Origin of the sequence: Paenimyroides tangerinum (genome assembly GCF_003865405.1) — a bacterium.
Taxonomy (GTDB): domain Bacteria; phylum Bacteroidota; class Bacteroidia; order Flavobacteriales; family Flavobacteriaceae; genus Flavobacterium; species Flavobacterium tangerinum.
In genome coordinates this window covers 21,826-33,474 of record NZ_RQVQ01000032.1, presented here as the reverse complement: position 1 = coordinate 33,474, position 11,649 = coordinate 21,826, and the positions used below count along the sequence as shown (strand labels likewise).

Genomic DNA, 11,649 nt, shown 5'->3' with positions numbered 1-11,649 from the left:
TTTCTTAACTCCAAACAAAACGTCTTGATAGGTTAAGTCAACAAAATCATCGAAAGGTTGTACTTCATCATATTCAATTGGAATTATGATTTTCCCGTTTGAATCAACGAAACCGAATTTATTGTTTTTATTCGCAACGAAATAACCTTTTTCTGCATAGGATAATTTGTCTATATTTTTAATTTCGATAGGTTCCTGATTTTGATTGTTTAGAATATAATATTTATTATTTGAGTGAATCAACGTAACATCAAAATCTTTATCGTAATTATAACCATCAACGGTCATTATTTTCTTATTATTTCCATCAATTAATTCAAAAGGAGATTCGTCATCTTCTTTAGCTAAAATAAAATTGTTTGAAACGATTTCAATCTTATAATAAGAAAGCGGAATCATCTGTTTTTTACTTAAATCAAAATAATAATATCGATTTAAATCCGTATAAAAACGTTCGTTTTCATAGTAATAATTTCCTTCGATTTCTGTTATTAATTTTCCATTTAGATCGTAAAAAGATATTTTACCATCTTCATAGCTCGAAAGATAAGGTTGGTTTTTTTTCAACGTGATTGTGTTGTTAATTTTACGTTCATAAACTCCCTCATTATAATACATAATCAATTGTTTTACAGGAGCTCCAAAAGTATAAGTTATGTATGATTCGTTAGAATCCTTGTTGAATATGTTTTCAGTTTCGTTTTTTAAGGATTCAAGATTTGAAAAGAATTTTACTTTGAATTTCTCAAAATCCATTAACGAATCTTTTTTTGCGATGGCTAAAACTTTGTCAATTTGTTTTATCAATTTGTTCGAGGCTTCTTTGAAAGATTCTTGAGTAATTGATAATATTGTGTAACTTTTTTTCTTGATACGTTTATTGTTTTCTGAAATAGCTTGAACTTCTATAAAATCTGTGTCTGGATAATTGGTTTTAAACGTAACTGATTGGTCGTCTTTCTTAATTATTTCGAAATCAAAACCTTTACTTTTTGATTTTAGCTTGTTTTTAACTGGAATAACGATACTATCAAGTTGCTTTGGTGTTGAGAAAACGAACTCGGTATCGAATTTATTAACTGCTTTTTTAAGCTCTAAATCATTTGGAAATGAACGTGATAATGATTTTTTTTCTACAGGAATTTCGGTAGTTCCATCGTGATAATAGATTTTTGTAGGATAAATCTGTGCTCCTAAGTCATCTAATGAACTGTAAACATTATGATCTTTGAGAAAATAAACTACGATTTTATCATTTTTGATATCATTAATAAATTTGAAATTATAATGACTTTTTTCTTCAACTTGTCTATCAAACTCAGCCTGATTAAATTCAAATTTTATAGGTTTAGCTTCTCGTGGTTCTGTTGGTTCTTTAGTTTCAGTAAATAAATTTATGTAACGTTCAAATTTACCTTTGTCACTTTCTAAAAATTCAATTAATTCTTTGTTTGATGTCGCATTTTCATATCCTTCAAATTGAGCAAAAGAAGTTTGTGATAGTAAAGCCAATAGAAATAAATAAATATTTTTTTTCATCGTATAATTTTTAATTGGTTAGTTTTCTCATCTATATAAAACAGAAAATCAATATCTTTTATATAATCACGCCCAACAGCTTTTAAGTTAGTTGATTTGTCAAGCGGTTCTAAATAAGCCAGTTTACCATCATCACTGATATATAATTTGGTTTCGTTTGCTAATGTGGTTTTAAAACTTCTATCAATAGTTATGAGCCATGATTCGTAATCGTCGTAAGATTTTTTTTCGCCTGAATTATAATTAGCAGTATAAAATTCGAAATATTTATCATATAATAATTCAGTTATTTTATTGATGTCTTTGTTGATAATCAAATCTCCAAAATCGGCATAAAACTTCTTGATTTTTTGTTCTAAATCCTTTTCTTTTCTAAGGTCTTTTCCGTTGCTCCATCCAGTAACTTCATAGTCAACTTGAGGTATAAATGTGAATTCAAATTCAAGATTCTTTTTTCCATAGTTATAAGTTCCCGGATAAGATGAATATCGTGTTTTACCATTTTCTACAATCGTATCCGTAACATATTGCTGATTATCATAAATGGTTCGCTTTTTTGAATTGGTTCCGTTAGAATTATTTGATTCTAAAATTGTTTTGATATAAGAATTTTTAAGAATTGTTTTATATGGTTTTCCGTCTTCATCATTTCCAGGTTCAATTATCAACTTTAAAGTAATTGGATTTTTTGAATTTAAAATGTACCGATTTAGATAAATGTTATCATCATTTATGTATCTACTTTTTGCTATATTTTGATAAATTGGAATTCCGTTTAGAAATACTTTTGGAGTAACTTGAAAGAAATCTAAATCTAAGAAATAGTCCGTTCCATTTGGATTTGTTTTAATCTTTGAAGAAATTTTTGCAAGTGGATTATCAATTATTTCTTTAAACACAATTACCATATTGGCTTTAGTATCTTCTGAAATTTGTTCATTTTCATCGATATCAACATCGAAAGTTAGAGTAATTCCTTCCGTGTTAATCTTGTATTTTGTTTCATAATAATCTTTGTTTATCACTACATCTTCCTTATAATTTTTAATTAGGAATTCGCTAATTTTTTTAGTCGAGTTTGTTAATGTAGAAGGTGTTGAAAATTCAATCGAACTTTCTCTCAAAACAACATTTTCTACTGGAATTCCATTCCAAAATCCTTTCTCATAAGTTTTGTAATATCCATAAGCAAAATCAGATTTGTTTGATTTATCATTGAAAAAAGCGCTAACTTTTTCGAGTGTATTGTAATTTGCAAAATCAATGTTCTGTTGCGCGAATAAAACATTCGAAAGCAACATAAAACAAAGCATTGCGATATTTGATTTTTTCATAAGTGATTTTTTATTTATTAATTTGGTCTATTTACAACTTCAATTCTGCTTTTAATTCCTTTTTGTTCCAACTCTTTTTGAAGTATTTCTAAATAGTCATCAATGTTAGCATTCGCAGGATTAATTAGCGATAAGGTTCGTAAGTATCCGTGCCATTTATTGATTTTGCCGTCTTTGGTTATAATCTTAAATGTGGTTACAAATCTTCTATAATCATATTTTAAATTAAAAACAACTTCTTCTATATTCGATATTTTATATTTACTAACGATGATGCTATTAACGATTAAATAACCATCTTCGAAAATATATGGTCTGAATATTTTGTTTCTAAAAACAAATCCCAATACCAAAAGTAATGCAAGGCTAACGGCGGAAATAGTAATTAATGAAGACGAATTTTCTGATTCAGCTTTCGTTTTTGCTATTCCAAAATTTGTATGATTTGGAATGATTAGTTTTTCCTGTTCTTTTAATGATTCAAGGTCATTGTATCTTATGTTTTCTTGTTTTAGAAGATTAATTGCATCTTCAGGATTGACGAATTCATAAATAGAACTTTTATAAAATTGAATATCTCTTTGATTATCAAAGAAAAAGTATCTGTTTTTTGCTTTCCAAATACTTCCAATATTATTCTGGTCATTATCTAAACGGACCAAATCATTTGCTCGTACATTTTCTAACAAATTAAGTTCTGTGTTTCTGCTTTTTAAACCATTTTTAGAGCTCCAATCGTTACTGATTGTTAAATAATATAGTTCATTGTTTGAATTTATTACACCTCCATAAATTGAATTGAAATCATTGTTTTTAAATGGGTTTTCGCCCATTCTTTCTATCTTTTCTTTTGTAGCCACGTAATAATAAATTCCGTTTTTAGAAGCGAATAAGACCTGATTTGCATTTTTTAGATTTGTACTCAAAATTTTATACGGTGCATTTTCTTTAGGAAATAAACGAGCGTCAACAATTACGTTTCCATTTTTAGAATCTATTAAATATTCGTTACTATAAGGTAATTCACCTTCAAAATTTGGTGCGATGATTTCAGTATTATAAGCTAAATCGATTAATTGATTCTCGTAATAAATGTGAATTTCATCTGTAAAATATTTATAAATTTTATCTGTAAAATATCTATAATTATCACTATTGTCAGTATTGAATATTGGTCTTGTTTTCAGCGGATTTGCTTTAGGCATTTCTTTTCCTTCAAAATATACTTTATCTGCCGAAGCTGCTAAAGCATATCCATTTAATTTTCGAAGTTTTAGGTTATCTTCAAGTTTCACAAACGGATACCAATAAATTTGAGGTTTACTTGTAATGCCAAAATTATAAGTTGTTAGTTGCAGAATTTGGTGAAGGAAACCTATTTTTTTGTTTCGCTCACTAGTTCTATTACTGTAATAAGTGGTTTTCCCGTCTGTATAATAATTGTTTCCGATTGTAATTACGGAATTGGGATTTAAATCTTCTAGAATCAAGTTGCCCGAATAAACATTTTTCGTATTTCTTCCGATGTGTGCATTTTCGGAATTATTGTCTTCTAATGTTTTGAAATCATTTACTGATACACCTGATAATTCATAATTGCCATTATGAGGAACTGTTGCATATACATTTTCTTGATTCTTAGAAAAAACATCATTGATTTCGACTAAGTTGTTTTGTAATTTTTGTTCACTACCTGAATTAGAAATCAATCCAATAATTAGCAGAATACCAATTAGAAATGGTCCGCCAATTATTATGTAAAAGATATATCGATATTTATAGAACATAATTTATGTTGCTTTATAAAATTGAATTACTGTTAAAAAAGTTTTGGTTGAATTACCAACCGCCACCTCCTCCGCCACCTCCTCCGCCGCCAGATGAACCGCTTCCAGATGAACCACTACTTGAGCTTCCGCCGCTGTAACTTCCTGAACTTTCTCTAGGTTGTGTAGATGTTGAATTAAATGTTTCCGTTAAACTCGAACCAATTGCTGAACCAAATCTTATTGTGTCAAACGGGCTTCCTGAATACCAATCGGGTTGATAGTTAATTTGAGACTTTTGAAGTAAAGCATTGAATTTTCGTCCCCAAATATCAGAAACATCAAATATGATTGCATAAGGCAAATACTTTTCGAAAATATCTGGCGTAATATCCGGCGCATTATGAAACTGAATTTGTTCGATTTCGGCTGCAGCCAAATACATTTTAAAACCTTCGATATCCGATTGAATTTGTAGTCTTTCCAAAGGTGGTTGTTTGATTATTTTTCGCATCAAAAACATTCCGATAATTCCAAATAAAAAGAAAATAAAAGTAGCTCGTAAACCTAAATTTACAGAACTGTCAAACACTGTATTTAATACAATAAATAGTAAAGTAATTAAATTTCCAAAAATCATTAGTGCAATAATGATTTGAACACATCCAATTCCTAAATGTTGTGTTTTTTTGCGAATTACATATAGAATTGCAACTGGAATTCCTGTGCTGAAAAGTAAAATTACACTTAAATTCAACAAATCTGAATCAGCTAAATAACTTGAAATAATAAAGCTTAAAAGAAATATCGTCAGAAACAATATCATTGGTTTTAGAAGTAAGTTTAAGTTCCTTCCTGATTTTAGTAAAGGTTCAAATTGTTTACTTAATGAACTATCGTAATTTATAAAAGCGGTACTAATTTTACTTTGATATTCACCATCAATAGTTACAGAAATTGAACTCCGAAAAAGGTTTTTCATTAAATAAAATTCCTCTTCTGGCAGATTATTAACTTTTTCATCTTTAAGTTTTGTTAGTACAAATGCTTTATGAGTTGAAAGTCCAAAATATTTTTTATTGTTTATTTCTTCAATCTTGATGTATTTCTTTACGGCTAAATTGACTAACGTAGCTGTGATGTTATTTTTTCGGTTTTTTTCGTAGTGATAATAGCTAACTCCAGCTGGAGATAAATTATTAGGCGGACTAAATTGCGGATAAACGGTTGGCTTTTCAGGATCAATTCCGTGCTCTTTCCATAGATTATAGCAATAATAACTCAAATAAGCAAAAGCAATAATCAACAAAATAGTGATTCCGTAAATCTCTAAAAATCCTGGAGGCGGAGGCGGAAATACAATTCCTTTTTTAAATCCAACAGCAATAGTCAAACCTTCTTTAGAATTTAAATTTTTAGCATTCCAAACCATTGTAGTTTCGTTGATTTGTTTGCTATTGCAATTTTTATCGTTACTTCCATACTTACCAGTATAACAAGCATTTTGTAAAATGTCTGCTCCGTTTGGTAAATGAACAGTTGCTTCAACCTCATCAATATCAAAATCCCAATCTGTACCGTTTACATTCCAATATAATTCATCATACGAATCAAAAAATCCAATTTGTTTGTTTACTTCATATTTGATTTCATAAGTATAAATTCCTGGGTCAAGAATCACATCTTCTTTACCAATATAAATTTTCAAATACTCAGGTGAAGTTTCTTTATGATAACCATCTTTTTCGCCATCTCTTTTGATGGAAATGATGTTGTATTTTACCTTATAACTTTGATTGTTTAGATTTCGTTTGGTAGGAAATGTTCTAAAAATTCCTCGACTAATATTGTTTCCTTTGCTATTAACCTTTATCGTTTCTGTAACTTCTAAACTTGAATTCGTATTTACAACGATGTCAACTTTATAATTAAGAATTTTCTCGTAATCATTATTGCTGTTTTCATCAACAATAGGATTGGTTTCATCTGTAGAAGAATTATTTATTTCTTCTTCGGTATGTTCAATTTGCTCAATTCGTGTTTGTCCGTTTGAAACAAATGTCAAAATGAATATTAAAAACAAAAAAAGTTTTTTCATAGTTGATTAAAATTTTACTTGTGGTGTGGTTCTTTCTGTTGAATCTTCAATTTCAAAGAATTTCGCTTTGACAAATCCGTACATATTTGCGATAATATTATTTGGGAAAATCTCAATTTTGATATTGAATTCACGTGCCGTTCCGTTGTAATAACGACGAGATTTTTCAATATCTGTTTCAATTTCACTCAAATCTGATTGCATTTGTAGAAAGTTTGAATTCGCTTTCAAATCAGGATATTTTTCTGAAAGCGCAAACAAATTCATCATTGCGTGATTCAAGGTTTGTTCTGCGAATTGCTTGTTTTCTACATCTTTTGTATTTATAGCCTGATTTCTTGCTTCGATGACACTTTGTAAAGTTTCTCTTTCGTGAGCTGCATAACCTTTCACGGTTTCAACTAAATTCGGAATCAAGTCATAACGTTTTTTAAGCATCACATCAATCACGCTCCAAGCTTCTTCAACTAGATTTCTATTTTTGATTAGTGAATTGTAAATTAAGATTGCGTACAAGGCGATTAACGCAATTGGAACTATTAAGTATAATAAAACTCCCATTGTAAATTATTTAGGTTAAAAAATTAGTATAAATATAATAATTTAATATATAATCTTGAATTTTAGTTTTTAATTATCTTAAATAGTTATTTCGTTTATATATTTTTTTCTTAGTTAATATTTATATTGTAAATAATTATGTATTTTTAATCGTTTTAAAATAAAATCACTTATGAATTTACATCAAACAAGAGTTGAAGAAGTTTATAACTTTCTGGATAACAACGATATTCTTTTAGGATTTCGGAAGTTATTGGATTGTGTAACAGATACTCAAAATATGCTTATTTATCAAAAAGCAATTGAACTAACCGATTGGAAAGAAACGCATCCGAATGAAATAGTTGAATTAATTAAACGTTCAAAAGAGCTTTTAAACGATGTGAAACAGCAAAAGGTTGTTGAAACTTCTAGAGAAATTCCTGTTCTTAATGCAAGAGATATTTGCAAAACCTATGGATTTTCAAAATTTGCTTTGGGGCCGGTTTCTGTACAAATAAACAAAGGTCAAGTTTATGGTTTAGTTGGTGAAAACGGAAACGGAAAAACTACTTTACTTCGAATTTTAGCGAAAGAAATTTCGTACAATCAAGGAACTTTAGATTTTAATTTTAATATAAAAGCGAATAGCGATTACGATTTACGTACCAAATTGATTTACATTCCTCAACGAACCGAACGTTGGTACGGAAGTTTAAAAGATAATTTAAAATTTGTCTTGGCAAATTATGGCACAAAACCCGAAGAAATAGAAACTCGAGTTTTATTGATGATTGCACGTTTGGGACTTTGGAAATACAAACATTTACAATGGAACGAACTTTCTTCTGGTTACAAAATGCGTTTTGAATTGGCTAGAACTTTACTTCGCAAACCAGAGATTTTATTGTTAGATGAACCTTTGGCAAACTTAGATGTTTTGGCACAACAAGTGATTCTTGAAGATTTGAAAGCAATCGCAAATTCGGTAAATAATCCAATTGCTCTGATTTTGAGTTCACAACAATTGTTCGAAGTTGAAAAAATGTCAGACAAAGTTATTTTCTTGAAAAATGGTCGTTATAAAGAAAATGCAGAACAAGAAATTTTGGAAGCTACTGATTTAATTATTGAGTTAGATACCAAAGCAACTCGTGAACAATTACAAGAAGTTTTTGCAGAATTAGGTTTGCAAAAAATGATTTTTAACGGTGGAATTTATGTTGTTTATTTCGATTCGAAAACCGAGTTTCACGATGTGATTTTTACTCTTGGTAAATCAAAAACGCCATTGACCTACATTCGAAACATTTCGACTTCAACTCGTAGATTCTTTATGAATTAATTAAAACCACAATCAAATGAGCATTTTTTCAAAAATAAATCAAAAAATATTAGAACGTTTTCCATCCGTTTGGAACACCAAATTAGTTTGGATTCTATTAATCACTTTTTGTATCCATCTTGTGTTTTTCATAATTGGAATAATTTCACATTTAGATCCTGTTAGTTTACAAGGTTATTATGTTGCTGATGATTATTTCGAAAGTGGTTTCATTCTCGCAAATGTTGTTATTTCTATTTTAATAATTGTAGGTTGGCTGGTTTATATGTTTAAGAACAATTCCTTCAAGAACTTTTATCCAACATCGAGTTTTAGTTTATTCGGACAATTTGTGCAATATTTCATAATCATATTCGCAAGTACGACTTTTTATTATTCATATATGTTTGGATTCCAAACTTATATTAATACCAAATATGACGATGCCACGATGATAAAACAGGTTGAACTGATTAATAAAGTTTATCCGTTTTTAACTTTTGACCCTAATGAATATTTAATTACACAAAAACAATATCCAAAAGTTTTTGCAAATTTATATTGCGAAACCGACCCAAGTAAAATAGATTTTTCTAAAAAAGTTTACACTTATTACGATTCGTATTATCAGTTTAACGAAGTTTATTCGGTAACCGTTACAGAAAGAGATAGTTTAGGTCGATTTGTTTATCCACAAAGAGAAGCTGAAAATTATATTCCTTTGGCTTATTCTAATGAACAAGAAAAAAAATGTATTTTCTATTTTAAAAAGAATGTAGCTGATGTATCTGATTACATCAAAAATGCCAATATGAATTTTGGGAATTTTTCAAATGTTTTATACACCTTCGGAACCGGTAAAGGTTATAATTACAATAGATTTTATGATGAATATCCTCAAGAAAAAGAAGCAGATTCTTCAATCGGAATGCGACAAAATAAGCAAGTTGTAGAACTACTTAAACGAGCGAATAAACAAGAGTTCAAACAATTATTTAATGAATTTTTGGCACTTTCAGATTCCTATCAAATCAAACATAATCTAACAGATGAAATCTGGTTAAAATTGGTATTTAATCCACCAACATTTGATGTTCAGAATTTTATACTAAAGAACAAACCTGTTCTTGATGGATATAACGATTATCCAACGTATTATGAAAGTCAAGTTATTGCTCATGAAGTTGCTCATGAAGTTGCTCCTGAAGTTGTAGCTGCTGAAGCCGTTACCTATTCAAATGGAGAAGGAAACACACAAGAAAATCCATTGGTTACAGAACGTAGAGAATTTATAAAAAATGCAACCAAAATGAATTATTACGAAATTGATAATTTGAAATCGCTTTTAGCAAATGTCGATGAGGTTAAGAATAATAATTTTGTTGCAGATTCAATAGCTATTTTCTTATGGATGGCTTTTTCGTTCAGTACTTTAATTTTTAGTTTTAGAGTAACCAATTTACGAGCGTTATTATTCAGTATCATTTCTGCTGGAGTAGTTGGATTAGTTTCTTCACTATTCTTTATTGGAATCGCTTTTGTAGCTGGTGAAAAAATTATCTTTATGGTTTTTTATTATGGAATTATATTAGGTGCATTCATTATATTAATGCCATTAATTGCTCCAAATTTTGGTTCCAAACTATTCCGTTCCATATTGATAAACATCAGTTTAAACGGATTTGTAGCTTATGTTTTCTTAATAATCGGAACAATTGCAGCTCATCAAGAATCAGCGTGTAGAGAATTAAATGCTAAACTAATCGAGTATAAACCTTGTGATACTATTCTAGATTCAATGGGAATCAGTTTTTGGAGTTTTACTTTTTTAATATGTGGAATTTTATTTATTCTATTGTATTCAAGTGTGATAAAAAAATGGAAAGCTTCACCAGAATAGTTTATAAAAAATGCCTTCAGATTATTTTCTGAAGGCATTTCTTATTTTACATCTTTCCACCAATATTCAAAGGATTGGTTCGGATTATTTAAATCGATAAAACTTCCAATTTTTGGAGTTATAATCGGAACAACAAAAGCCGAATCATTTAATGTTGTGATTTTTTCTAAAGGTTCTTTCCAGCTGTGATTAGCTAATTTGAATTTTGAAGAATGAACCGGAAATAAACGTTTAGCTTGTAAATCAGAAGCAGCTTTTAAAACTTCATCGGGCAACATATGAATGTATTTCCATTTATAATCATATTGTCCATTTTCTAAAATAGCTAAATCAAACGGACCGTATGTATCACCAATTTCTTTGAAGTGAAAATCATAACCGCTATCGCCACCTAAATATAAATTCATCGTTTTTGTTTTTAAAACAAATGAAGTCCAAAGCGATTGGTTACGCTTTAAACCACGACCCGAAAAATGTCTTGCTGGAGTTAAAGTAATTTTAGTTTCCGAATCGATTTCAAAACTTTCATTCCAATCTTTTTCAATGATTTTATTTTTATCAAATCCCCAATATTCAAAATGTTCGCCAACGCCCAATCCACAAACAATGTGTTTTACTTTTGATTTGATGTTTTTGATAGTTGTATAATCTAAATGGTCGTAATGGTCGTGCGAAATCAATAAATAATCAATTTCAGGTAAATCTTCAACTGTGTAATTATTCGCGCCTTTAAAAGCTGTATTTGTTCCGTAAATTGGTGAGGCATTTTCGGTTAAAACAGGGTCAACTAGATATTTTTTACCATCAATCTGCATAAAATAAGACGAATGTCCAAACCAAACCATAAAATTTTCTTCGATGTTTTTATCTAATAAATTTGTTTTTTCTGTCGGAATAGAATCTGTTGGGATTGCATATTCAGATTTATTAAAGAACATATCTTTAAAAATATCTGGATAAGTAATACCTTCTGTTAAATCTGGAGTTTCAGATAAGTTTTGAAATTTATCATTTCTAAAATTTTCCGAATTTTGAACCGTAATTAAACGTTCTCCGCTTGCTGTTTTTCCAAACAACGGATGTTGTAAAAACAATAATGTTCCAATCGTAATCGTAACGATGAAAATTAAAAATATATAAAGCATTTT

General features: G+C 29.1%; 8 protein-coding genes. 2 read left to right on the top strand and 6 right to left on the bottom strand.

The genetic code is table 11. The features are described from left to right. The 5 genes from EG240_RS12540 to EG240_RS12520 form a co-directional block, all read right to left on the bottom strand. On the bottom strand, positions 1 to 1,539 hold a 1,539-nt coding region (locus tag EG240_RS12540; RefSeq protein ID WP_148096351.1), incomplete at its 3' end, for a WG repeat-containing protein. Next, entirely contained in the window at positions 1,536 to 2,873 is a 1,338-nt protein-coding gene (locus tag EG240_RS12535) for a hypothetical protein (RefSeq protein WP_125019734.1), read from the bottom strand. The genes EG240_RS12540 and EG240_RS12535, both read right to left, overlap by 4 nt. 17 nt (positions 2,874 to 2,890) lie before the next feature. After that, a complete protein-coding gene (locus EG240_RS12530) occupies positions 2,891 to 4,660 on the bottom strand; it encodes a DKNYY domain-containing protein (RefSeq protein WP_125019733.1) in 1,770 nt (589 codons plus the stop codon). A gap of 52 nt (positions 4,661 to 4,712) precedes the next feature. Beyond that, entirely contained in the window at positions 4,713 to 6,737 is a 2,025-nt protein-coding gene (locus EG240_RS12525; RefSeq protein ID WP_125019732.1) for a DUF2207 domain-containing protein, read from the bottom strand. Positions 6,738 to 6,743: 6 nt separating this feature from the next. Further along, the gene (locus EG240_RS12520) at positions 6,744 to 7,298 is read right to left on the bottom strand and encodes a LemA family protein (RefSeq protein WP_125019731.1); all 555 of its coding nucleotides are present in this window, start codon (positions 7,296 to 7,298) and stop codon (positions 6,744 to 6,746) included. A gap of 172 nt (positions 7,299 to 7,470) precedes the next feature. On the opposite strand from EG240_RS12520, the gene EG240_RS12515 reads away from it, so the two are divergent. Together EG240_RS12515 and EG240_RS12510 are read left to right on the top strand one after the other, a co-directional pair. Continuing rightward, on the top strand, positions 7,471 to 8,622 hold the full coding sequence (locus EG240_RS12515) for an ABC transporter ATP-binding protein (protein ID WP_125019730.1): 1,152 nt from the start codon (positions 7,471 to 7,473) through the stop codon (positions 8,620 to 8,622). A 16-nt stretch (positions 8,623 to 8,638) separates the two neighbouring features. Further along, on the top strand, positions 8,639 to 10,501 hold the full coding sequence (locus EG240_RS12510) for a hypothetical protein (RefSeq protein WP_125019729.1): 1,863 nt from the start codon (positions 8,639 to 8,641) through the stop codon (positions 10,499 to 10,501). 41 nt (positions 10,502 to 10,542) lie between these two features. On the opposite strand, the gene EG240_RS12505 is transcribed toward EG240_RS12510, so the two are convergent. Next, on the bottom strand, positions 10,543 to 11,646 hold the full coding sequence (locus EG240_RS12505) for an MBL fold metallo-hydrolase (protein WP_203229317.1): 1,104 nt from the start codon (positions 11,644 to 11,646) through the stop codon (positions 10,543 to 10,545). Positions 11,647 to 11,649 lie beyond the last annotated feature (3 nt).

What these genes read in the sequence shown, in the direction of transcription:
- EG240_RS12535 (WP_125019734.1), bottom strand. Translation starts at nt 2,873, where the DNA reads ATGAAAAAATCAAATATCGCAATGCTTTGTTTTATGTTGCTTTCGAAT.
- EG240_RS12530 (WP_125019733.1), bottom strand. Translation starts at nt 4,660, where the DNA reads ATGTTCTATAAATATCGATATATCTTTTACATAATAATTGGCGGACCA.
- EG240_RS12525 (WP_125019732.1), bottom strand. Translation starts at nt 6,737, where the DNA reads ATGAAAAAACTTTTTTTGTTTTTAATATTCATTTTGACATTTGTTTCA.
- EG240_RS12520 (WP_125019731.1), bottom strand. Translation starts at nt 7,298, where the DNA reads ATGGGAGTTTTATTATACTTAATAGTTCCAATTGCGTTAATCGCCTTG.
- EG240_RS12515 (WP_125019730.1), top strand. Translation starts at nt 7,471, where the DNA reads ATGAATTTACATCAAACAAGAGTTGAAGAAGTTTATAACTTTCTGGAT.
- EG240_RS12510 (WP_125019729.1), top strand. Translation starts at nt 8,639, where the DNA reads ATGAGCATTTTTTCAAAAATAAATCAAAAAATATTAGAACGTTTTCCA.
- EG240_RS12505 (WP_203229317.1), bottom strand. Translation starts at nt 11,646, where the DNA reads ATGCTTTATATATTTTTAATTTTCATCGTTACGATTACGATTGGAACA.